Origin of the sequence: Vreelandella titanicae, assembly GCF_014697095.1 — a bacterium.
GTDB lineage: Bacteria > Pseudomonadota > Gammaproteobacteria > Pseudomonadales > Halomonadaceae > Vreelandella > Vreelandella titanicae.
Window position 1 is genome coordinate 2,102,800 of the sequence record NZ_CP059082.1, and the last position, 23,024, is coordinate 2,125,823.

Annotated in this window: 17 protein-coding genes and 3 rRNA genes; 13 read left to right on the top strand and 7 right to left on the bottom strand. The window is 55.3% G+C overall.

Annotation, left to right across the window (positions count from 1 at the left end):
* The first annotated feature begins 602 nt into the window (after positions 1–602).
* From HZS52_RS09655 to rrf, 6 genes are all read left to right on the top strand, one after another.
* Positions 603–2,327 (top strand): acetolactate synthase 3 large subunit, encoded by a 1,725-nt coding sequence (locus HZS52_RS09655; RefSeq protein WP_027956886.1) that lies wholly within the window; start codon positions 603–605, stop codon positions 2,325–2,327.
* Positions 2,327–2,818 carry an acetolactate synthase small subunit gene (gene ilvN, locus HZS52_RS09660; RefSeq protein ID WP_009287561.1) on the top strand — a complete coding sequence of 164 codons (492 nt, stop codon included), beginning with the start codon at positions 2,327–2,329 and terminating at the stop codon, positions 2,816–2,818. The genes HZS52_RS09655 and ilvN overlap by 1 nt, the downstream gene beginning before the upstream one ends.
* A 216-nt stretch (positions 2,819–3,034) precedes the next feature.
* A complete protein-coding gene (gene pssA / locus HZS52_RS09665) occupies positions 3,035–3,940 on the top strand; it encodes a CDP-diacylglycerol--serine O-phosphatidyltransferase (RefSeq protein WP_190374655.1) in 906 nt (301 codons plus the stop codon).
* A 497-nt stretch (positions 3,941–4,437) separates the two neighbouring features.
* A 16S ribosomal RNA gene (locus HZS52_RS09670) occupies positions 4,438–5,970 on the top strand.
* 309 nt (positions 5,971–6,279) lie between these two features.
* Positions 6,280–9,177, top strand: a 23S ribosomal RNA gene (locus HZS52_RS09675).
* Positions 9,178–9,332: 155 nt separating this feature from the next.
* Positions 9,333–9,448 (top strand): 5S ribosomal RNA (gene rrf / locus HZS52_RS09680).
* The 16S, 23S and 5S rRNA genes sit together here, the layout of an rRNA operon.
* A gap of 235 nt (positions 9,449–9,683) precedes the next feature.
* On the opposite strand, the gene hisC is transcribed toward rrf, so the two are convergent.
* Positions 9,684–10,742 (bottom strand): histidinol-phosphate transaminase, encoded by a 1,059-nt coding sequence (hisC, locus tag HZS52_RS09685; RefSeq protein WP_022522026.1) that lies wholly within the window; start codon positions 10,740–10,742, stop codon positions 9,684–9,686.
* 166 nt (positions 10,743–10,908) lie between these two features.
* Here hisC and HZS52_RS09690 point away from each other — a divergent pair, with 166 nt between their 5' ends.
* The 4 genes from HZS52_RS09690 to mnmH all read left to right on the top strand — a co-directional run bounded on the left by HZS52_RS09690 (position 10,909) and on the right by mnmH (position 15,071).
* Complete coding sequence (locus tag HZS52_RS09690) at positions 10,909–11,355, top strand: copper resistance protein NlpE N-terminal domain-containing protein (RefSeq protein ID WP_022522027.1); 447 nt, start codon at positions 10,909–10,911, stop codon at positions 11,353–11,355.
* A 154-nt stretch (positions 11,356–11,509) separates the two neighbouring features.
* Positions 11,510–12,880: a DNA repair protein RadA gene (gene radA, locus HZS52_RS09695; RefSeq protein ID WP_190374900.1), complete on the top strand. Its 1,371-nt coding sequence runs from the start codon at positions 11,510–11,512 to the stop codon at positions 12,878–12,880.
* A gap of 56 nt (positions 12,881–12,936) precedes the next feature.
* Complete coding sequence (gene selD / locus HZS52_RS09700) at positions 12,937–13,974, top strand: selenide, water dikinase SelD (RefSeq protein WP_190374656.1); 1,038 nt, start codon at positions 12,937–12,939, stop codon at positions 13,972–13,974.
* Positions 13,971–15,071: a tRNA 2-selenouridine(34) synthase MnmH gene (gene mnmH, locus HZS52_RS09705; RefSeq protein ID WP_223828107.1), complete on the top strand. Its 1,101-nt coding sequence runs from the start codon at positions 13,971–13,973 to the stop codon at positions 15,069–15,071. The genes selD and mnmH overlap by 4 nt, the downstream gene beginning before the upstream one ends.
* Positions 15,072–15,083: 12 nt before the next feature.
* Here mnmH and HZS52_RS09710 read toward each other — a convergent pair whose 3' ends face one another.
* Positions 15,084–15,773: a type 1 glutamine amidotransferase gene (locus tag HZS52_RS09710; protein ID WP_009288593.1), complete on the bottom strand. Its 690-nt coding sequence runs from the start codon at positions 15,771–15,773 to the stop codon at positions 15,084–15,086.
* 122 nt (positions 15,774–15,895) lie between these two features.
* Between HZS52_RS09710 and HZS52_RS09715 the strand changes: the two genes are divergently transcribed.
* Positions 15,896–16,498 carry a YjaG family protein gene (locus HZS52_RS09715; RefSeq protein ID WP_190374657.1) on the top strand — a complete coding sequence of 201 codons (603 nt, stop codon included), beginning with the start codon at positions 15,896–15,898 and terminating at the stop codon, positions 16,496–16,498.
* A gap of 3 nt (positions 16,499–16,501) precedes the next feature.
* Here the strand turns inward: HZS52_RS09715 and HZS52_RS09720 are convergent, their stop codons facing one another.
* From HZS52_RS09720 to hisB, 5 genes are all read right to left on the bottom strand, one after another.
* Positions 16,502–17,008, bottom strand: a complete 507-nt coding sequence (locus HZS52_RS09720; RefSeq protein WP_041159532.1) for a hypothetical protein — start codon at positions 17,006–17,008, stop codon at positions 16,502–16,504.
* A gap of 28 nt (positions 17,009–17,036) precedes the next feature.
* A complete protein-coding gene (hisF, locus tag HZS52_RS09725; RefSeq protein WP_008957631.1) occupies positions 17,037–17,810 on the bottom strand; it encodes an imidazole glycerol phosphate synthase subunit HisF in 774 nt (257 codons plus the stop codon).
* Positions 17,807–18,553 (bottom strand): 1-(5-phosphoribosyl)-5-[(5-phosphoribosylamino)methylideneamino]imidazole-4-carboxamide isomerase, encoded by a 747-nt coding sequence (hisA, locus tag HZS52_RS09730; RefSeq protein ID WP_022522035.1) that lies wholly within the window; start codon positions 18,551–18,553, stop codon positions 17,807–17,809. The genes hisF and hisA overlap by 4 nt, the downstream gene beginning before the upstream one ends.
* Before the next feature lie 11 nt (positions 18,554–18,564).
* Positions 18,565–19,206, bottom strand: a complete 642-nt coding sequence (gene hisH / locus HZS52_RS09735) for an imidazole glycerol phosphate synthase subunit HisH (RefSeq protein ID WP_022522036.1) — start codon at positions 19,204–19,206, stop codon at positions 18,565–18,567.
* A 76-nt stretch (positions 19,207–19,282) separates the two neighbouring features.
* Complete coding sequence (gene hisB / locus HZS52_RS09740; protein ID WP_027958866.1) at positions 19,283–19,876, bottom strand: imidazoleglycerol-phosphate dehydratase HisB; 594 nt, start codon at positions 19,874–19,876, stop codon at positions 19,283–19,285.
* A 197-nt stretch (positions 19,877–20,073) separates the two neighbouring features.
* Between hisB and HZS52_RS09745 the strand changes: the two genes are divergently transcribed.
* On the top strand, positions 20,074–20,556 hold the full coding sequence (locus HZS52_RS09745; protein ID WP_009288590.1) for a GNAT family N-acetyltransferase: 483 nt from the start codon (positions 20,074–20,076) through the stop codon (positions 20,554–20,556).
* Positions 20,556–22,895: an AsmA family protein gene (locus HZS52_RS09750; protein ID WP_190374658.1), complete on the top strand. Its 2,340-nt coding sequence runs from the start codon at positions 20,556–20,558 to the stop codon at positions 22,893–22,895. The genes HZS52_RS09745 and HZS52_RS09750 overlap by 1 nt, the downstream gene beginning before the upstream one ends.
* Positions 22,896–23,024 lie beyond the last annotated feature (129 nt).

Here is a 23,024-nt window from a genome sequence, read left to right on the forward strand (position 1 = left end):
GCCTATGAGAAGCAAGGAAATGCTGGCGATGTTTCCTCGGAGTTGCACTTCCAGGTAATGCTGTGAGTATCAGAAATAAACTTTAGATGAATCGTGTCACCTAAAATATTACACAGCCGCACAGACGATATGCGAATTTCTCGGCTTAGACATTGGTCTCGTGCGTCGAGAATCGTATTTGGATTACCGCAACTCTGAGCCGAAAAGGGGCTCATGGGCGCATTCAGCGAGTAATGGCGGTTGACAGGGTGGGGCTGCTAATGGAATCTTGTCAGTTCCTGATTTGCGGGCGCGGATCCAACGGGCAACCCCTAATTCCCGCGCGAAGGGTAGGCGAGAGCCTCTACCCGCCGAAGGACTTCCGGGCTTGGGCTAACCGCCCAACCTGGCCAACGCCCCGACACGGCGAACTGCCGTGTAAGGGAGCGGGTGATTTATGTCGACATAAGGCACCCTCTCCCGACAAGAGTGCAGGCCCTAACCGGGCCATCTGCCAGGGTTTGGCATCAGGTGCCGGCAAGGGCCGGCAGCGGCATACCGCCGCACTCGACACCGCAGGATGTCCTGCGGATCGCACTCGAGACCTCCAGGGGAGAAATACAGTGGAACTGCTTTCCGGCGCAGATATGATCGCCCGCTTCTTGCAAGATGAGGGCATCGAATACATTTATGGTTACCCCGGCGGTGCAGCGCTGCATATTTACGATGCACTCTTCCGCCAGGACAAAGTGAAGCACATTCTGGTGCGTCACGAACAAGCGGCTACCCACGCCGCCGATGGCTATGCCCGTGCATCAGGCAAGCCCGGCTGCGTACTGGTTACCTCAGGCCCCGGTGCCACCAACGCCGTCACCGGCATCGCCACCGCCTACATGGACTCCATTCCCATGGTAGTGCTGTGTGGCCAGGTGGCAAGTCATCTGATCGGTGAAGACGCCTTCCAGGAAACCGATATCGTCGGCGTGACGCGGCCCATCGTGAAGCACAGCTTCTCGATTCGTCACCCGTCTGAAATCCCGGAAGTGCTCAAAAAGGCGTTTTATTTAGCCGCTACAGGGCGTCCGGGCCCGGTGGTGGTCGATATCCCAAAAGATATGACGGCTCCCACTGAGCGTTATGAGTACATCTATCCGAAAAAGGTCAAGATGCGCTCGTACAACCCCGTCACGCGTGGCCACACAGGGCAGATCAAAAAAGCCGTTGAGATGATACTCAAAGCCAAGCGCCCGGTGTTCTATACCGGTGGCGGCGTGGTCACGGGCAAAGCCAGCGAAGGCTTGACTGATCTGGTCAAGCAGTTGGGCTACCCGATTACCACCACGCTGATGGGCATTGGCGCGTATCCGCAAAGTGACCGGCAGTGTTTGGGTTGGCTGGGCATGCATGGCTCTTATGAGTCGAACATGGCCATGCACCACGCCGATCTGATCATTGCCATTGGGGCGCGCTTTGACGACCGCGTGACCAACAGCACATCGAAGTTCTGTCCCACAGCAAAGATCATTCACGTCGACGTTGATCCGAGCTCGATCTCTAAAACGGTGCGTGCCGATGTACCTATCGTGGGTCCGGCCTCCAGCGTTATCAATGAGATGATCAGTTTGGTGCAGGGGCATAAAATTGCCCATCCTGAAGCACTGACTGAGTGGTGGGAAAAGATTGATGGCTGGCGTGCCGACCGTGAAGGCAAGCTTTATGAGCCTTCCAAGGTGGGTGAAGCGCTTAAGCCACAGGAAGTTATTGAAGCGCTTTGTCGGGTAACCCGAGGCGAAGCCTACGTGACTACCGATGTTGGTCAGCACCAGATGTTCGCAGCGCAGTACTACAAGTTTGATAAACCCAACCGACTGATCACCTCAGGTGGTTTGGGCACCATGGGCTTTGGTTTCCCCGCCGCCATGGGTATCAAGCAGAACTACCCGGATGATGACGTAGTGTGCGTCACCGGTGAAGGAAGCTTCCAGATGATGATGCAGGAGCTCTCCACCTGTAAGCAGTACGGGGTGGGCGTTAAGATCGTCAACCTTAACAATGCGTCGTTGGGTATGGTACGTCAGTGGCAGGACTTGAACTATAAGTCACGCCACGCGCACTCCTATATGGAGTCGCTGCCGGACTTCCATATGCTGATTGAGGCGTATGGGTTTACCGCCATTACCGTCAATACCCTTGATGAATTGGAGCCTGCACTGGAGCGTGCGTTTGCTGATAAGCACGAGCTGGTCTTTCTTGACGTGAAGGTCGACCCTTTTGAGCACGTCTATCCGATGCAGGTGCCGTTAGGTGCCATGCGCGACATGCTGCTGTCTAAAACGGAGCGTACCTGATGCGTCATATCATCTCGATTCTGTTAGAAAACGAACCGGGTGCGCTGTCACGTGTAGTCGGGTTGTTCTCCCAGCGTAACTTCAACATCGAAACGCTTAACGTGGCGCCTACTGAAGACCCGTCGCTGTCGCGCTTAACGGTCACCACCATAGGCGATGACCGGGTCATCGAGCAGATCACCAAGCACCTCAATAAGCTGATCGATGTGGTTAAACTGGTGGATCTCACCGAAGGTAACCATATCGAGCGCGAGCTGATGTTGGTTAAAGTGAAAGCGCTAGGCGCGGCCCGCGATGAAGTGAAGCGCACGGTGGATATCTTCCGCGCGCAGATCGTCGACGTAACGCCAAGCCTGTATACCGTGCAGATCACCGGTGATGCGGGCAAGCTTGATGCTTTCCTTCAGGCCATGGCGCCGGTGGGTATTCTTGAGGTCGCCCGTACTGGGGTCTCGGGTATTGCCCGGGGCGATAAGGTGTTGTCGCTTTAAGCACGAAAGTACTTAGCCTTTACAGTCAGCACTTAAATGTAAACATAAGCGTCGCTTCTTTCCCGGAGCGGCGCTTTTTAGTTATTAACCTGTTAGCGCTCGCTGATGCAGACCGCGCAGGGTATCAATGCAGCAATTGGCTGGCTGAGTGGCACTCACCGTGTAGAATGAAAGCGACTACGGTTCCCGTGACTTCTCTTTTAATGGATGAAAACTATGACACAGGACGCTCGCGACCAAAAGCACTCAAACTCTGATCAGTCAAACCCAGGCCAGCCAGACTCGGCTCCGTCTGATAAAGCTGAGCAGCCAGACAGTGCTCATCAGTCAGAAGTGGGCGACAATGAAGATTTGGCGGCTGCCTTCTTGCGTGAAACCGAAGTAGTCGAAGAGGCCGTAGAGGACGGTAAAAAGATTCGCCGTCGAGGCATCTATTTGCTGCCCAACCTATTTACCACTTCGGCGCTTTTTGCCGGTTTTTTTGCAGTAGTGGCAGGCATTAATGGTGAGTTTACCTCGGCTGCCGTTGCGATCTTTATTGCCATGGTACTGGATGGCCTGGATGGCCGCGTCGCCCGTATGACCAATACGCAAAGTGAATTCGGCGCTGAGTACGACAGCTTGGCTGACATGGTCTCCTTTGGTATGGCGCCCGCTTTAGTTGCCTTTACCTGGATTCTTCAGGACATCGGTAAGACGGGGTGGGTAGTGGCCTTTCTCTATGTTGCCTGCGCGGCGCTTCGCCTTGCGCGCTTTAACGTACAAATTGGTAGTGTTGATAAAAAGTGGTTTATCGGTTTGCCGAGCCCTTCTGCAGCCGCGCTAGTGGCGGCCAGTGTATGGACGTTCCATAGCTTTGATGCTGATGCCTTTGGTTTCAAACTATTGATGTTAGTAGTAGTAGCTGCGGCGGGTGTGTTGATGGTGAGTAATATCCGTTACTACAGCTTCAAGGATCTCGATTTTAAAAAGCCGGTACCTTTTGTTGTGCTGCTAGCCATAGTGCTGGCGTTTGTGTTGATCTCGGTCGAGCCTTCAGTGATGCTGTTATTGCTGTTTGGTACCTACGTGGCTTCAGGCCCTGTATTAGCCGTTATGCGTAAGGCTAAAGCGAGTAGATAGTACTTTTCTCCACTTTTTTGACAGTTATTTCAAAACAGCCCTTGCCAACCCGTCAGCGAATCCGTAAAGTACGCATCCGCTGCCGGGGACGCCAAGCGTTACCAGCGGTGAATGAAGGTGAAAACCTTCGGTTTGTCAGGAGGTTAGAGCAGGTTGTATCGCTCGCCTCGCTCGCTAAAAAAACAGCGATTGACAAACACCAGGAAATGCGTAGAATACGCCTTCCTCGCTGAGGCAAGCCAAGTCAACGGCAGCCCGGTTGCTTTCACAGCAACCTAACAGCGAAACAGCTCTTTAACAATTTGATCAGGTAATTCATGTGGGCGCTTGCTGATGTTGGTGACAAATCACCCAATATCAAGGCAAGCGACTCAAGCAATAAGGTTTTAAAGGATTCGTCCTTTGGGATCTGTTTTGAATGAATTCGTTTGAACCTTGAGCCAAGTTTGATCCGCTTTTGTTGCCTTCGGGTGACATGTAAGGATCACATAGATCTTAAACTGAAGAGTTTGATCATGGCTCAGATTGAACGCTGGCGGCAGGCCTAACACATGCAAGTCGAGCGGTAACAGGGGTAGCTTGCTACCCGCTGACGAGCGGCGGACGGGTGAGTAATGCATAGGAATCTGCCCGATAGTGGGGGATAACCTGGGGAAACCCAGGCTAATACCGCATACGTCCTACGGGAGAAAGGGGGCTTCGGCTCCCGCTATTGGATGAGCCTATGTCGGATTAGCTAGTTGGTGAGGTAATGGCTCACCAAGGCAACGATCCGTAGCTGGTCTGAGAGGATGATCAGCCACATCGGGACTGAGACACGGCCCGAACTCCTACGGGAGGCAGCAGTGGGGAATATTGGACAATGGGGGCAACCCTGATCCAGCCATGCCGCGTGTGTGAAGAAGGCCCTCGGGTTGTAAAGCACTTTCAGCGAGGAAGAACGCCTATCGGTTAATACCCGGTAGGAAAGACATCACTCGCAGAAGAAGCACCGGCTAACTCCGTGCCAGCAGCCGCGGTAATACGGAGGGTGCAAGCGTTAATCGGAATTACTGGGCGTAAAGCGCGCGTAGGTGGCTTGATAAGCCGGTTGTGAAAGCCCCGGGCTCAACCTGGGAACGGCATCCGGAACTGTCAGGCTAGAGTGCAGGAGAGGAAGGTAGAATTCCCGGTGTAGCGGTGAAATGCGTAGAGATCGGGAGGAATACCAGTGGCGAAGGCGGCCTTCTGGACTGACACTGACACTGAGGTGCGAAAGCGTGGGTAGCAAACAGGATTAGATACCCTGGTAGTCCACGCCGTAAACGATGTCGACCAGCCGTTGGGTGCCTAGAGCACTTTGTGGCGAAGTTAACGCGATAAGTCGACCGCCTGGGGAGTACGGCCGCAAGGTTAAAACTCAAATGAATTGACGGGGGCCCGCACAAGCGGTGGAGCATGTGGTTTAATTCGATGCAACGCGAAGAACCTTACCTACCCTTGACATCTACAGAAGCCGGAAGAGATTCTGGTGTGCCTTCGGGAACTGTAAGACAGGTGCTGCATGGCTGTCGTCAGCTCGTGTTGTGAAATGTTGGGTTAAGTCCCGTAACGAGCGCAACCCTTGTCCTTATTTGCCAGCGAGTAATGTCGGGAACTCTAAGGAGACTGCCGGTGACAAACCGGAGGAAGGTGGGGACGACGTCAAGTCATCATGGCCCTTACGGGTAGGGCTACACACGTGCTACAATGGCCGGTACAAAGGGCTGCGAGCTCGCGAGAGTCAGCGAATCCCTTAAAGCCGGTCTCAGTCCGGATCGGAGTCTGCAACTCGACTCCGTGAAGTCGGAATCGCTAGTAATCGTGAATCAGAATGTCACGGTGAATACGTTCCCGGGCCTTGTACACACCGCCCGTCACACCATGGGAGTGGACTGCACCAGAAGTGGTTAGCCTAACGCAAGAGGGCGATCACCACGGTGTGGTTCATGACTGGGGTGAAGTCGTAACAAGGTAGCCGTAGGGGAACCTGCGGCTGGATCACCTCCTTAAACGATGCGTCACAGTCGGTAAGCGTCCACAATGAATTACCTGATCAGAATACTGTTGATACGCAGTGATAAGTGGCTCTGTTTTTTTCACGTTAAAAAGAAAAAATAGCTTTTAAGGTCTTAAAGGTCTTTTTCTTTTTTAATATGAAAGAACGCTTATCACTGCTTATAGCAGTCGCTCTTTAACAATGTATATCATGCTGACAAGAACACTTCGTAAGAAGTGGTCTTAAATTGTGATACGTCTCAAGCGTATCCGGCAAAATGAAACGTGATCATTGCGAGATGCCAGACTCCTTCGGGTTATAGGGTCAAGCAATGAAGCGCACACGGTGGATGCCTAGGCAGCCAGAGGCGATGAAAGACGTGGTAGCCTGCGATAAGGCTCGGTGAGGTGGCAACAACCTGTGACCCGGGCATTTCTGAATGGGGAAACCCACTCATCACAAGATGAGTATCGTGCACTGAATACATAGGTGTACGAGGCGAACCAGGGGAACTGAAACATCTAAGTACCCTGAGGAAAAGAAATCAACCGAGATTCCCCTAGTAGCGGCGAGCGAACGGGGACCAGCCCTTAAGCATGAGACTGATTAGGCGAACACGCTGGGAAGCGTGGCCGTAGCGGGTGATAGCCCCGTAGTCGAAAATCTGATCATGTGAAATCGAGTAGGTCGGGGCACGAGAAACCTTGACTGAAGACGGGGGGACCATCCTCCAAGGCTAAATACTCCTGGCTGACCGATAGTGAACCAGTACCGTGAGGGAAAGGCGAAAAGAACCCCGGAGAGGGGAGTGAAATAGATCCTGAAACCGTGTGCGTACAAGCAGTAGGAGCAGACTTGTTCTGTGACTGCGTACCTTTTGTATAATGGGTCAGCGACTTATATTCAGTGGCGAGGTTAACCGTATAGGGGAGCCGTAGGGAAACCGAGTCTTAACTGGGCGACACAGTCGCTGGATATAGACCCGAAACCGAGCGATCTATCCATGAGCAGGGTGAAGATTGAGTAACATCAATTGGAGGCCCGAACCAGGATCTGTTGAAAAAGATTTGGATGACTTGTGGATCGGAGTGAAAGGCTAATCAAGCTCGGAGATAGCTGGTTCTCCTCGAAAGCTATTTAGGTAGCGCCTCACGTAGTACCGCCGGGGGTAGAGCACTGTTTCGGCTAGGGGGTCATCCCGACTTACCAACCCGAGGCAAACTCCGAATACCGGTGAGTAGAGCGTGGGAGACACACGGCGGGTGCTAACGTCCGTCGTGAAAAGGGAAACAACCCAGACCGTCAGCTAAGGTCCCGAAATCCTGGTTAAGTGGGAAACGATGTGGGAAGGCTCAGACAGCTAGGAGGTTGGCTTAGAAGCAGCCATCCTTTAAAGAAAGCGTAATAGCTCACTAGTCGAGTCGGCCTGCGCGGAAGATGTAACGGGGCTAAACCAGGTACCGAAGCTACGGGTGAGTTTCTATTTCGATAGGAATTCGCGGTAGAGGAGCGTCGTGTAAGCCAATGAAGGTGAATTGAGAAGTTCGCTGGAGGTATCACGAGTGCGAATGCTGACATGAGTAACGATAAAGGGAGTGAAAAACTCCCTCGCCGGAAGACCAAGGGTTTCTGTTCGACGCTAATCGGAGCAGAGTGAGTCGGCCCCTAAGGCGAGGCCGAAAGGCGTAGTCGATGGGAAACGGGTCAATATTCCCGTACCGGACATGGTTGCGATGGGGGGACGAAGAAGGCTAGGTGAGCCAGGCGTTGGTAGTCCTGGTGAAAGTGAGTAGGCCGAGACCTTAGGTAAATCCGGGGTCTTAAAGCCGAGACACGAGACGAACTGACCACGGTCAGGAAGTCACTGATGCCACGCTTCCAGGAAAAGCCTCTAAGCTTCAGATCATGTGCGACCGTACCCCAAACCGACACAGGTGGTCAGGGTGAGAATCCCAAGGCGCTTGAGAGAACTCGGGTGAAGGAACTAGGCAAAATGGTGCCGTAACTTCGGGAGAAGGCACGCCGGCGTAGGGTGAAGAGACTTGCTCTCCTAGCCCGAACCGGTCGAAGATACCAGGTGGCTGCAACTGTTTATTAAAAACACAGCACTCTGCTAACGCGCAAGCGGACGTATAGGGTGTGACGCCTGCCCGGTGCCGGAAGGTTAAATGATGGTGTTAGCCGCAAGGCGAAGCTCTTGATTGAAGCCCCGGTAAACGGCGGCCGTAACTATAACGGTCCTAAGGTAGCGAAATTCCTTGTCGGGTAAGTTCCGACCTGCACGAATGGCGTAATGATGGCCACGCTGTCTCCACCCGAGACTCAGTGAAATTGAAATCGCCGTGAAGATGCGGTGTACCCGCGGCTAGACGGAAAGACCCCGTGAACCTTTACTATAGCTTCACACTGGACGCTGATGTTGCCTGTGTAGGATAGCTGGGAGGCTTAGAACTCTGGACGCCAGTTCGGAGGGAGCCAACCTTGAAATACCAGCCTGGCATCATTGGCGTTCTCACTCAGGTCCGTTATCCGGATCGAGGACAGTGTGTGGTGGGTAGTTTGACTGGGGCGGTCTCCTCCTAAAGAGTAACGGAGGAGCACGAAGGTACCCTCAGCACGGTCGGACATCGTGCAATGAGTGCAAGAGCATAAGGGTGCTTGACTGCGAGACAGACACGTCGAGCAGGTGCGAAAGCAGGTTCTAGTGATCCGGTGGTTCTGTATGGAAGGGCCATCGCTCAACGGATAAAAGGTACTCCGGGGATAACAGGCTGATACCGCCCAAGAGTTCACATCGACGGCGGTGTTTGGCACCTCGATGTCGGCTCATCACATCCTGGGGCTGAAGTCGGTCCCAAGGGTATGGCTGTTCGCCATTTAAAGTGGTACGCGAGCTGGGTTTAGAACGTCGTGAGACAGTTCGGTCCCTATCTGCCGTGGGCGTTGGATGTTTGAGAAGGGCTGCTCCTAGTACGAGAGGACCGGAGTGGACGACCCTCTGGTGTTCCGGTTGTCACGCCAGTGGCATTGCCGGGTAGCTATGGTCGGACGGGATAACCGCTGAAAGCATCTAAGCGGGAAGCCCCCTTCAAGATGAGACATCCCTGAGGCCTAGAGCCTCCTGAAGGGCCCAGCGAGACCAGCTGGTTGATAGGCACGGTGTGGAAGCGCTGCAAGGCGTTGAGCTAACGTGTACTAATGGCCCGTGAGGCTTGACCCTATAACACCCAAGGGGTCTGGTCGCGATGATGACGTCAATGAAAACCGGATACGCAGCGTGTGGCCCAAGCGACATAACGCCAGGGCGACAGGCGATGAGACGCACACAATTAGCAAGCAACGCTAGAGTCAGCATGATGTACATTAACAGTTACGCCTGACGACCATAGCACGCGTGAACCACCTGATCCCTTGCCGAACTCAGAAGTGAAACCGCTTAGCGCCGATGGTAGTGTGGGGTCTCCCCATGCGAGAGTAGGTCATCGTCAGGCACTTATTATGAAAAATCCCCCAGGGCTGATGCCTTGGGGGATTTTTTTTGCATGGTCGTGAGGGGTAAATAGTGAGGAGTGAGGGGAATAGTGAGTAGAAAACGTTGGTGTAGGGGTATCTAACGAATATCCTGTTCCACCTCACGCCTCACGCCTCACGCCTCACGCCTCACGCCTCACGCCTCACGCCTCACGCCTCACGCCTCACGCCTCACGCCTCACGCCTCACCCTTTACTAGAGAAGCATCTCTAACGCTTCAATCAAACTATCCATCTCATCATCGGTGCCGATAGTGATGCGTAGGAAGTTGTTGAGGTCTGAGGTATTAAAATGGCGCACCAGAATGCCCCGCTCGCGTAGGCCAGCAAATAGCTGCGCACCTTCGTGGTTAGGGTGCTGGGCGAGCACAAAGTTAGCCTTAGAGGGCAATACTTCAAATCCCAACGCTTCAAGGCGCCGGTGAGTGCGTTCACGGGTGGTGATAACACGCTCGCGGCAGGCTTCAAAATGCTCGACATCTTTGAGTGCGGCGATGCCTACTAAGCTTGCCAAACTATCCACTGGAAAGGAGTTAAAGGAGTCTTTTACCCGCAGCAGGCCATCAATCAACTCCTCTGAGCCCACCGCATAGCCTAGCCGCAAGCCTGCCAAACTGCGTGATTTAGAAAACGTACCGGTGACGAGAAGGTTAGGGTAGCGATCAATCAGCGAAACAGCACTCTCTGCGCCGAAATCGACATACGCCTCGTCCACAAGCACTACTCGATCAGTGACGCGCTTTAGCAGCGCCTCGATAGTCGCAAGCGAATGCGCGTGGCCAGTAGGGGCGTTGGGGTTAGCGAAAATAACGCCGCTGCGGCTAGTATCCGCTCCAAGCGCATCAATATCGACTTCCCACTGCTTATTGAGCGGATGCTTTCGCAGCTCAACGCCATAAAGATTGGCGTACACGGGGTAGAAGCTATAGGTGATCGTGGGTACGTCTAGTGGTGCGCCATGGCGGAAAAATGCCTGAAAGGCAAACGCTAGCACCTCATCGGAACCATTACCGACAAACACTTGGCTACGCGCTACCTGAAACGTCTCCGCTAACGCTTCACGCAGCGCTGCAGAGGTTGGGTCAGGGTAGAGGCGTAGATGATCGGTCGCGTAGTCACGCAGTGCCTCACCGACACCTGGCGCAGGTGGGTAAGGGTTTTCATTGGTATTGAGCTTTACAAGCTGCTCGCGTGGCTGCTCGCCGGGCACGTAAGGCGTAAGTTCGCGAACGGCCGGACTCCAGTATTGGCTCATGTGGGTAACCTGATTATCCTAGCAAGGTACACCATGGTCGCTTGAAGGCTAACTAAGCGCAAGCATTCGCATCACTAGGGGTGTGCGTCGCACCTTGTAGCGGTTATGCTGTCATAAGTGCGCGTAAATAAATGTGATGTCCAACACGAGATTAAGGAGACACTCTATGCAACTTAAGAGTTTGCTGGCCGGTTCGGCCATGTTGGCACTGCTGGCTGGCTGTGCAAGCAGCCCCATGGAGCAGCAGCAAGAAGAGGCAGCTGCCGCACAGCAAAATTACCAAGGTTCATTACCTTGCCGCAATTGCGATGGTATCGATCTGGATGTCACGATGGTGGGTGAAGAAATGAGCGCGGCTGAAGAGCGTACCTTCACACTGAACGCTTCTTACCGTAACCACCCTCAAACACCGCCGGATGAAAACTACGCGGGTAACTGGGAAGTGCTAACCGGTACGCCTTCCGATCCTGACGCCACTGTTTACGAACTGACGCCAGATGGCGATGGTCAAATCTACTACTTCATGCGTATTGATGAGAGCACGTTGGAGTTGATTGACCCAGAGCGTCGCCGCTTTGAAAATGGTGAAATGCTGCAGCTAAAGCGTCAATAAGACGTTAGCCAGTAGTACAAAAGGCGGCCACTGGCCGCCTTTTGTGTTTGCTGGCACTCATGAATATAAAGTACGCGACAGTAAGTGATGAATACTAGCGGCAGCCAAGCGTAAGTTGCCACTTAGTGACAGCAACAGTAGGAGTGTAATGGCAGTGGCCAAAGCCAAAAGCGCCTTTGTGTGTACCGAGTGCGGCGCCGAATACCGTAAGTGGCAGGGGCAATGTAGCAGTTGCCAAGAGTGGAACACGCTTAGTGAAGTGCACTTGGCGAGCGCTCGCCCTGGCGGCGGTGCAGCCCCCAGTCGATCTGGTTACGCGGGTGATCTGTCACGCGAAGTGATCGACCTGGGCAATGTGGATCTTAGCGAAGTACCCCGCATGAGCTCCACTTTCGCAGAGTTTGATCGCGTGCTGGGCGGTGGGCTTGTGCCCGGCTCGGCGGTGCTTTTGGGTGGCAATCCTGGCGCGGGTAAATCGACCCTGCTATTGCAAACGGCCTGCAAGTTGGCCCAGCAGCGGCGTATCCTCTATGTAACCGGTGAGGAGTCGCTCTCCCAGGTAGCGATGCGTGCGCACCGCCTACAGTTGCCTACCAATGGCTTGAAAATGTTGGCCGAGACCAGCGTGGAAACCATCTTGGCGGTGTCTGAGCGGGAGAAGCCAGAGATTCTGGTGATTGACTCCATCCAAACCATGCATCTGGAAGATATCAGTTCTGCACCCGGTGGCGTTGCCCAGGTGCGCGAGTCAGCCGCGGCGCTAACGCGCTTCGCCAAAAAGACTAATACGGTTTTGCTACTGGTAGGCCACGTCACTAAGGACGGTTCGCTGGCGGGCCCTAAAGTGCTTGAGCATATGATTGATGCCTCGCTGCTATTAGAGGGGGGCGCCGACTCACGCTTTCGTACCCTGCGAGGGCAGAAAAACCGCTTTGGCGCCGTCAACGAGCTAGGTGTTTTCGCCATGCTTGAACAGGGCCTTAAAGAAGTTAAAAACCCCAGCGCAATCTTTCTTTCTCGCCAGGAGGAGCAGGCGCCAGGTAGTTTAGTCATGGTGGTCTGGGAAGGCACACGGCCGATTCTGGTGGAGGTACAGGCGCTGGTGGATGAGTCCGCGCTGGGTAACCCTCGCCGTGTCGCCGTCGGCGTTGATCAAAACCGCCTGGCTATGCTGCTGGCAGTACTTAATCGCCACGGTGGATTGTTTACCGGTGACCAGGATGTGTTCTTGAATGTCGTCGGCGGTGTCAAAGTGCTCGAAACCAGCGCCGACTTGGCGGTGTTGCTAGCCGTGGTTTCTAGCCTGCAAAATCGCGCGCTACCCAAAGAGCTAGTGGTGTTTGGTGAGGTTGGGCTATCGGGCGAGATACGCCCGGTGCCCAGTGGTCAAGAACGCATTGCCGAAGCGGCCAAGCACGGTTTTCTCCGCGCCATTGTACCGCGCGCTAACGCACCCAAGCAGGCGCCTAAGGGTATGGAAGTGATCGCTGTTGATAAACTCAGCGATGCGCTGGACGCCCTGTAGCCTGGACGATACTGGGTTAAACTGATGATATTCCCCAAGTGCCAAGGAGAGACACGATGAGTTCGATTCGCTTGACCCAATATAGCCACGGCGCGGGCTGTGGCTGCAAAATCGCCCCAGACGTGCTGGATGGCATTCTTGCCAAGGCGGGGCCAGCGGCGGGCCATAAGCGGCTTATCGTCGGCAATCAGGGACGCGAAGATGCGGCTGTCTACGATCTGGGCGATGGGCGGGGCATGATTGCCACCACGGACTTCTTTATGCCCATTGTCGATGATCCCTTCGATTTTGGCCGTATCGCGGCGACCAATGCCATCAGCGATGTTTACGCCATGGGCGGCACGCCGGTGATGGCATTGGGTATTCTTGGTTGGCCGCTGGATAAGCTAAGCGCTGAAGTGGCTGGTGACGTAATGGCCGGCGCCCAGGCGGTATGTCGCGAATTAGGCGTTGCCCTGGCGGGCGGTCACTCCATTGATGCGCCCGAGCCGATTTTCGGACTCGCGGTAAACGGCTTAGTCGACCTGGATAAGCTCAAGCTAAACAGCACCGCCAAGCCGGGTGATCTACTGTTTTTAACCAAGCCGTTAGGCGTGGGCATGCTAACCACAGCAGAGAAACGTGGCTTGCTGGAAATGGGCCACCATGGTCTTGCCCGTGAAACGATGCTCAAGCCCAATAGTATTGGTGTGAAGCTTGCCAATGTAAAAGGGGTGAATGCCATGACTGATATCACCGGTTTTGGATTGGCGGGCCACCTTGCTGAAATGTGCCAGGCCAGTAACGTCATGGCCCAGATTGATTTCCGTAAGTTGCCTCGTCTGGCCGAGGCAGAGTCCTACCGCCGCCAAGGCGCTGTGCCCGGTGGTACGCTGCGCAATCGTGATGCGCTGGGGGAAAGCCTGCCGGCCATGGATGAAGCCCACTGGCAGTGGTTGTGCGACCCCCAGACTTCCGGCGGCCTGCTGCTCAGCGTTGACCCCGCCTGGGAGGATGACGTTGAGCGTATTGGTCGCGAATTCGGCCTGTCGTTACAGTCATTCGGCGTCATGAAGGCGCGCCAGGGTAAAGTCTCCATCGAGGTGGTCGGGTGATACTGGCCACAACTCCAGCCACCACACCGGCGGTATTGGGTTTAATTAGAGAAGAGCGACCGCTAATAGATGTGCGTGCCCCGGTGGAGTTTGCCCAGGGCGCGCTGCCCGGTGCCGTCAATCTGCCCTTAATGGTCGATGACGAGCGTCATCAGGTGGGCATCGCTTATAAGAAGCATGGTCAAGCCGCGGCGATTGAGCTAGGTGAGCGTTTAGTCAGCGGCGAGGTCAAGCAGGCTCGGGTCGCAGCGTGGCAGAAGTACTTAGCCGAATACCCAGATGCATTGATTTACTGCTTTCGCGGTGGACTGCGCTCGCAAATTGCTCAGCAGTGGCTGGACGAGGCCGGTATCTCAAGGCCACGGCTGGAGGGTGGCTGGAAAGCTATGCGCCAAGCGCTGTGTGAGCGCATTGATACGGCCGCGCTTCAGCCAATGCTGGTTGTTGCTGGGCTCACCGGGTGTGCAAAAACAGCGCTGATTAATCAGCTCGATAATGGCGTCGACCTGGAAGCTTATGCGCACCACAAAGGCTCGGCCTTTGGGCGCAGGCCCGAAGAGCCTGCTACTCAAATCAACTTCGAGCATGCGCTGGCCAAGCGGCTAATCGGGCTGACGGGAGGGCTGGTCATCGAAGATGAGTCCCGTCAGATTGGCAACGCCAATATTCCGCTGACTTTCTGGCGAGCACTGCAGCAAGCGCCGCGGGTGCGTATCGAAATGCCGCTGGATTGGCGCCTTGCTCAGATTCAGCAGGACTATATTATCGACCTGGAGCAGGCCTATGCCGCTCGTCATGGGGCCTACCAGGGCTGGCAATTAATGCAGGCGCAGTTAAGTAATTCCCTTATCCGACTAGGAAAACGCTTGGGTAACGCGCGCCTTCAGCGCTTACAGCGGCTGCAGGCGCTGGCATTCAAAGAGCATGCCCAGGGCAACCTCCAAGCCCATGAAGCCTGGCTTGCGCCGCTGCTCACCGAGTACTACGACCCGCTCTACCGCTACCATTTAGAGAAGCAGCGCGACGCTGCGCCGCCAGAGATTCATGTGGGCGATTGGGATAGCTGCCTAGAGGCCGCCAGGCAGTGGAACCGCTGACGCTTGCTACTGTTACGCTGCTTTAAGCCACTGGGTCATCAGTCGGTCGAGCTGTGGCGCGAGGTGAATAAAGCGGTTGGGGTCTTCTAATATTTGGGCCGCATCCTGAACATAGCGGGTAGTGGAAGGCGACGCTCCAGGCCACTCGGCTGTGCCCAGTAGCTGTTTCACGCTAGCCGCAGTGGCTTCCAGGTGGCACAGCAGGCCGATGACACGACCTCTGTCCCATGCAAACCCTTGCAGCGGTGCAGCTTCGCTACCGCCTAGGGGCAGCGCATCGTCGGGTAAACTGAAGACATAGCGATGCCACATAAAAGCGCTGAATGTTTCGGGTAAATCCAGCAAGCTTTCCGGCGCTAGGGTGACTGTATGCCAGCCTGTTTCAGTATAGGTACCAGGCGCTACCACCGAGCCCAGTGCCTGGGCTATCCAGTGGGCGCCTACGCCAATACCCAGCAGCGGTTTTTGACCATCCAAATAGCGGTTGATGAGCTTATCTTCGGCTTTAAACCACGCCGGAGGATGGCTGAGTAGCTCTTCTGGGCCATCAAGTATAATCAGTGCATCAGACTCGTTTGGGCGGGGCGTTAGCTCGCCTGCGTAGAGATGAAAAACGGTGTAACTATGGCCCATACTGGTTAGCCAATCGGTTAATCGGGCGGGGCCATGGTCAGGGCCGTGCTGTAGCAGATGAATATGCATGGTAATCTCCTCGCCGGCCGTACAATCATCAAAGCGCTGGGGATCGCCCCAAGCGTAGAGAGACGATAACGTACCCGCTAACTTTCACCAATATCCCACAGCAGGCGATCCAGGAAATCAGTATGGTGTCGAAACCCCAGGGCTTTTACAAACGGTTACAAGAACTCCCACTACCTGCCCAGCAAGCCTTCATGGCGGCGTTGTGTGAACGTTTGCTGCCTAACTATATGCTTTATCAGCAAACCACCGGCCACGGCGATAGCCATACGCTAGGCACCGTGCTGAGCTTGGTCTGGGAGCGGCTTAATGTGCCCAATGCCAGTATCGACTTTGCCCGCCAAGCGGAAAAGCTAGCCGAGTGTGAGCCGCCCGAAGAGGATGACAGCTTTGGTGCCCGGCGCGCCCTGGATGCAGTAGTGTCGGTCTCAGCGCTGCTGGACACCCTGCAAGGCGACTCCCCAGAGGCCGTGCTGGATGTTAGCCGCACATCCCGAGCGGGCGTACGCGCCTTTATAGAGCTTACTGAAGGCGAGGTTGACGCGCAGAAGCTAGCGCTGATTATTCGCGACCATCCGTTGATGGACGACGAAAACGATTTTCAGGATGCCGTATTGGAAGCCGTCAGCGAACCGCTGGATAAGGCGTCGCTGAAAGAGGTGCGTGAATTAGGTCGCAATGGTGGCATCAGCAATCTGGGTTTATCGCTAGACGACGTTGAGGAGTAGCGACTAAAAGCGCATCCCTGCGGTTATCATCATGCCTGCGGTGCCGAAAATGATCAGGTCTGATTCAAACCGGCCCCATTGCACACCGATACTGGGGAGTGCGGCCGGGGCGATTTCCAAGTGATTGAGCGGAATTTTGTCGCGATACTCGCCTTTATAGCCGCGCAGGAGTCCGCCAGTGAGTTTGGCGCGCACGTTTATCCCCTGATCGGTTTGCCAAAGAGGGAACTCCCGCCCCGCATAGAAGTACCAAGAGGGCTGATCGAAGGAGTTTTTGAACCAAGCCCCGCCCGCTAACCAGTGATTCGGATTATGCAGTTCAATGCTAACCAGGTCTTGTTGGTTAGTGTGTTCCGGGTCGGGGCTGAAGTGGCGGGTATAAAGGCTGGTTTGCACCAGGGTGTGATCCCACTCCAACGACGGTGGCCAATCAGGTAGCGTGAAGGCAGTAGCAGGCGTGCTTAATAGCAGGCCTGCGAGCCATCCCATCCATGGGTGTAAACGAAACATTCGAAGCTCCTGGTTGATAGAGGGCATTTTAAAGCCGCATTTCGATACCGCGTTCGGCCATATAGCGCTTAGCTTCAGGGATGGTGTATTCGCCAAAATGGAAAATACTGGCGGCCAGCACTGCATCGGCACCACCTTTGAGTACGCCATCCACCAGGTGATCCAGGTTGCCCACACCCCCTGAGGCTATCACCGGAACGCTCACCGCTTCGGAAATCGCGTGGGTCACGCCCAGGTCAAAGCCAATCTTGGTGCCGTCGCGATCCATGCTGGTGAGCAGTAGTTCGCCCGCCCCGAACTCAACCATCTTCTTCGCCCATTCAACGGCGTCAAGGCCTGTTGGGCGGCGGCCGCCGTGAGTGAAAATCTCCCAACGGGGCGTTTCTCCCTCTTTAGAGACCCGTTTAGCGTCAATCGCCACCACAATGCACTGGCTACCAAAACGCTCGGCGGCTTCGCGAACAAACTCAGGGTTAGTGACCGCTGCGGTGTTGATCGATACTTTGTCCGCTCCGGCGTTCAGCATAGTGCGAATGTCGTCACAGCTGCGAATGCCGCCGCCGACGGTTAGCGGAATAAACACTTCGCCAGCAATGCGTTCAACCATCTCCACCGTCGTGTCGCGGTCTTCGTGGCTAGCGGTAATGTCGAGAAAGGTGATTTCATCGGCGCCCTGCTGGTTATAGCGCTGGGCAATCTCCACCGGATCACCGGCATCGCGAATACCGACAAAATTAACGCCTTTGACCACGCGCCCGGCGTCTACGTCCAGGCAGGGGATAATGCGTTTGGTAAGGCTCATGAACTGCCTCCCGTCAGTTGGTCGCTCAGCCGCTGAGCTTCGGCAACATCCAGGCTGCCTTCGTAAATTGCCCGACCGGTAATAGCGCCCAGGATACCGCTATCAGCAACCTCGCAGAGTGCTTTGATATCGTCCAGGTTGGTCACTCCACCGGAGGCGATCACCGGCAAACCGCCTTCGCGGGCAAGCGCCGCGGTGGCTTCCACATTGACGCCTTGCATCATGCCGTCGCGGGCAATGTCGGTGTAGACAATGCTGGAGACGCCGTCGTTGGCGAAACGCTTGGCAAGCTCAGTGGCTTTTACCGTGGAGACCTCTGCCCAGCCGTCGGTGGCGACATAGCCATCTTTGGCATCAAGTCCAACGATCACATGGCCGGGAAAAGCGCGGCACATCTCGCCCACAAAAGCGGGTTCTTTAACTGCCTTGGTGCCGATAATCACATAAGAGACACCGGCGCTTAAGTAGTGCTCGATGGTTTCCGCACTGCGAATGCCGCCACCAATTTGAATCGGCAGATCCGGGTAAGCGCGGGCGATAGCCGTCACGGCGTCACCGTTCACCGGTTTGCCTTCAAAGGCGCCGTTCAAATCTACCAGGTGCAGGCGACGGGCGCCTGCTTCTACCCAGCGCGCCGCCATGGCCACCGGGTCATCGCCGTAAGACGTCGCGTCTTCCATGCGGCCCTGCTTCAATCGGACACACTGGCCGTCTTTGAGATCAATAGCGGGAATTACCAACATACAAAATCCTCTCAGGGCGTCCAGGTGACAAAGTTTTCAAGCAGGCGAAGGCCCGCGCGGGAGCTTTTTTCGGGGTGAAACTGCACCGCGAAGGTCGCGTCACGGCCAATGGCCACGTGGGCGGTTACCTTGCCGTATTGGGTCGTACCAAATACTTGTGCATCTTCATCGGCATTAACGTAGTAGCTATGCACGAAGTAGAAGTGTTCGTGATTATCAATACCTGCCCAGAGTGGGTGTTCATGGTGCTGCTCTACCACGTTCCAGCCCATGTGCGGTACTTTCAAGCGCTGCTCGTGGGCGTCGCGCATATCGCCAGGGAAACGATCTACACTGCCTTTAAAGAACCCCAGGCACTCTACGCCGCCATTCTCTTCGCTGCGCTCCAGTAGCATCTGCTGGCCCACGCAGATACCCAGCAGCGGTTTGGCCTGGCGGGTTAAGATATCCTCCACCAACCCGCGTAATTCGGTGCGCTCAAGTTCGCCAACGCAGTCACGAATGGCCCCTTGGCCCGGTAGCACTAAACGTGTTGCGCCGAGGATACGGCGCGGGTCGCGGGTAATGACGACATTCTCATGGGTCACATGCTCCAGCGCTTTGGCTACAGAATGAAGATTGCCCATTCCATAGTCGATCACAGCAATGGTCATGAAGCGCTCCTTGGAGAAGTGGACAAAATAGGGCTAACGGCACAGCCCGTGGCATCGCGCAGGCTACAGCGCAGCATCATAAGCTCCCTTTGGTGGAGGGCATTTGGCCTGCCATGCGCGGGTCTTCCATCACGGCCATGCGGAGTGCTCTACCAAAGGCCTTGAAGATCGTTTCTGCCTGATGGTGAGCATTAAAGCCTTTGATGTTGTCGATATGCAGCGTCACGCGGGCGTGATTGACAAAGCCCTGGAAAAACTCCCAGAACAACTGAGTGTCCAGGCTACCGATAGTGTCGCGGGTGAATTCAACATCCATAAACAGACCTGGCCGACCGGAAAAGTCGATCACTACCCGGGAGAGTGCTTCATCAAGAGGAACATAGGCGTGACCATAACGGTAAATGCCGCGTTTATCGCCAATTGCTTCAAAAAAAGCTTGGCCTAGCGTAATACCCAGGTCTTCTACGGTATGGTGGTCGTCAATATGCAGGTCGCCAGTGGCATTGATGTCGAGATCGATCATCCCGTGGCGAGCAACTTGATCAAGCATATGATCCAGAAACGGAACGCCGGTTTGGCAGCTAAGATGGCCTTCGCCGTCGAGATTGACGCTGACCTTGATCTGCGTTTCGTTGGTGTCACGGCTAACCGTGGCAATACGCGCTGACATGTTGCATCTCCTGCGCTGAAGCGCACTCTGAGGGATGGCTGGTGGCGATCATCAACTTACCACTGATTTGATCGGCCTGTGGCGAAGCGACCATTATAGTGAATCGGCGCCCTCATCCGCTACAATGCGCGAAATGTAGCCGCAATCAATTGCGGCAGAAATAGCAGCCAGGCTGCTTTGGCGAAGAGGATTTCACCATGCCGGTGACACTGCACCATGTCGACCAGGCCCGTTGGGAAGCCGATGAGCAGGTGCGCCTTGATCTTATGCGCATCTATCAGGATGCGCCCCAAGAGCGTATGCCCACCCCAACGGTTGAGCCATTTATTGAGCAACATTTTGCAGGCCAGCACTTTTTTGCCTGTGCACTCTTCAACGATCGGCTGCTGGGGGCCGTCGCCGTTCAGGAGGGCGCAGACCGGGCGTGGTGGCTATCTGAGCTCTGCGTGCGCAAAACCACCCGTCGCCGTGGCGTCGGTTCGCGCTTGATGGCGCTGCTTGGCGAGCAAGCCAAGCAGGAAGGCCGTGTCCTGCGCATTGAAACGTCCACTTTACCACTGGCCGACCGCGTGCTGCTCTCCAAGCTAGGTTACCGGCCAATGGCCAATCCAGAAACGCCGGCAGCGGGTATGCCCGCCACCAGTGATTTTGTTGAGTTAGACCCACAAGGGAAAGGGTAATGAAACAGCTATTACGTATCTTGCTGGCAGCAGTCGGCATTCTCGCCATCGTTGCGGTCGCCGCCGTGGTCTACGTGACCACCTTTCTGGATCCAGAAGACTTCAAGCCCCGTTTAACTGCTGTCGTGGAGGAGCAAACGGGACTCAACTTGGCGTTGGAAGGCCCGATTACCTGGTCATTCTACCCGCGTATCGGCGTCAGTGTAGAGAAAGCCCGCGCCTGGTTGCCCGAGCAGGCTGAAGAGAGCGCTGCCTTTGCGGCTATTGACCGCGCCGAGGTGAGCGTGGCATTCGGCCCGCTACTGCGCGGGGAAATTGCCGTTGACGGCCTAACCCTGGACGGTATGCGCCTTAACTTAGAGCGCGATGAACAGGGTGAGGGTAACTGGGAGCCCTTGTTAGAGCGCCTTTCTGAGCACAATGAAAGCGCGGCTGAAACGGTGCTGGCGCCCGCCAGTGCTGGCCCCAATGCGGACGCCGGTAGCTTAGCCGTGGTGTTGAGTATTGCCAGCGTTGAAGTGAAAAACGCCGACATTCGCTTCCGCGATGCGCAAACCCAAGCACTGTGGCGTATGCAGCAACTGAATATCTCGGGTAGTAACGTTAACCCGCTGCGCGCCTTTCCGCTGAAGGCTATGTTCACACTGACCAAGCATAACCGGCTCGATGCCGAGGTATTGGAGCGTGCCCCTGATCTGACCAGCGATATCAATCTTGAAACACGCGTGCGGCTTGGGTTGGCAGATAAGCTTTTCGCCCTGGAAAATATGGCACTGACCACTCGAACCACCAAGGGGGCAGAGAGCGAGCCACAGCAGCTGAGTTTGAAGGCCGCCGAGTTGGTTGCCCGTATGGGCGAGCAGCAGCTCACCATTAAAGAGGGGCTGCTCGAAACGGGCCTGCGTAAGGCGGATAACTGGCAGGGCAGCTTGGCGTTGGCGCTCGCCTTTGGCCTGGAGGGCGACTGGCAGGCACAAACGGCGCAGTTGAAAGACTTGCAGCTTACCGGGCCGGATGGCTTAAGGGTGAGCGGCCACCTTAATATTGAGCAGTTGCGCGATGCTCCCCGTTATCGTGGTCAGCTAACCGCTGCCCCCTTTACGCTACGCCCCTGGCTTGCCCGTGCTGGCGTTACCCTAACCACCGCGGGCGAGGCTGCGCTCAGCGATGTAGCCATGACCAGTCCTATCGAAGGTGATGCCGAGCAATTCTCTTTGCCTAGCCTCTCGTTGGTCGTCGACGACAGCACCTTTACCGGCGAGCTGACGGCGGCGCTGAATGGCTCACGCCTGGCGTTTGATTTAGCCGGTGACCAACTAGACCTTGATCGCTATCTACCCGGTGAGGCCACCGCCAAACAGGCGAGTCGCGGTTTACTGCGTAAAGCTTTTGCTCAGGAAAACAACACACTAGTGCCGCAATCATTACTCAGCGGGTTGGCGCTAGAGGGCGACCTGAGTGTCGATACGCTTATTTTTGCGGGCCTGACCTTCAACAATCCACGCTTGCAACTGCGTGGCGACGACGGCGTTCATCGGCTAACGGCGTTTGAGTCAGGCTTCTATGAGGGTGAACTCAGCGCTACCGGCCAGGTTGATGCTACGGATTCCATCCTTGAGTGGGCGCTATCGCCGACTATTAACAACGTTCAGGTGGCGCCGTTGATTGAAGCGATCAGTGAAAAAGAGGAGGCATCACCACTGCGCGGTCGCTTTAATTTAACCGGGGATGTCACCAGTCAGGGCAATACCCGTGAAGCGCTTATCGGCAACCTCAATGGCGCGCTTAATGCTCGTCTAAACGAAGGCGCCATTTTAAATACCAACATTTCCAAGCAAATGTGTGAACTGGTTGCCCAGTTAGAGGGGCAGGGCACTTTGCGGGATTGGCACACCGATACTCGCTTTGAGCGTTTTGATGCTACCTTCCAAATCAGTAACGGCTTAGTGGAGAGTGACGACCTGCTGATCACCCTGCCCGGCATCGATGTGCGTGGAGAAGGCGAACTGGATCTTGCCAGCTTGAACTTTGATACCCGTGCGAATGCCCGCTTGGTCGACACCGCCGACGCGGCCTGTGAAGTTAACCCGCGCCTAGAACAACTGCCGCTGCCCGTACGCTGTGAAGGTAATCTTGGCGATGAACGCACCGAGTGGTGCCGGTTCGACCGTGAGATGTTCCAGACCGCCGTGGTTGACCTGCTGCGCAACGAGGCGGGTGATCGTGTTAATGAAGAGCTGGAGGAGCGTCTAGGCGACTCTTTAGATGAGCTAGATGAACGCCTTGGCGAAGGTGCTGCTCAAGAACTTCGTGATGGTCTACGCAGCCTGTTTAACTGAGCATCGACGCAGGATGTGAAGTGACGCATTTATCGAAACAGTAAGTGCTGCGCCGGCCTAAACGCCGGCGCTTTTTTATTGGCACTGGTGCCTGCCCATTTCTGTTTCATATACCCATTTCTGTTTAAG